This window comes from Leifsonia sp. SIMBA_070 (assembly GCF_046534635.1).
Taxonomy (GTDB): domain Bacteria; phylum Actinomycetota; class Actinomycetes; order Actinomycetales; family Microbacteriaceae; genus Leifsonia.
Map to the genome: position 1 here is coordinate 1 of NZ_JAWRYK010000949.1, position 236 is coordinate 236.

The 236-nt window shown below is 69.9% G+C and carries 1 protein-coding gene; it reads right to left on the reverse strand.

Going from position 1 to position 236, the window contains the following annotated elements:
* On the reverse strand, nucleotides 1–208 hold a 208-nt coding region (locus SB754_RS22995; protein WP_410784565.1), incomplete at its 3' end, for a hypothetical protein.
* Between the last annotated feature and the right edge of the window lie 28 nt (nucleotides 209–236).

A 236-nucleotide genomic window follows, 5' to 3' on the forward strand; every position in this document is an offset into this window, starting at 1 on the left:
CGATGATCTCCGCCAGGGCCGTCAGCCGGTCCGCTTCGGACAGGAGAAGGGACGCCGATGCCCGGCGCTGTGCCCAGAGCGGATCCCCGTGCGCGGAATGCCAGCGGCCCAGCGCCTCGGCATCGCGCGAGAAGGAGCCGCGCCAGCTGACGGCCGGATAGTGCCGGGAGTACGCCAGATCCCGGTCGAGGATCCACAGCGAACGCACAAAGCGCTGGGTGTCGGTGGTAACCGGT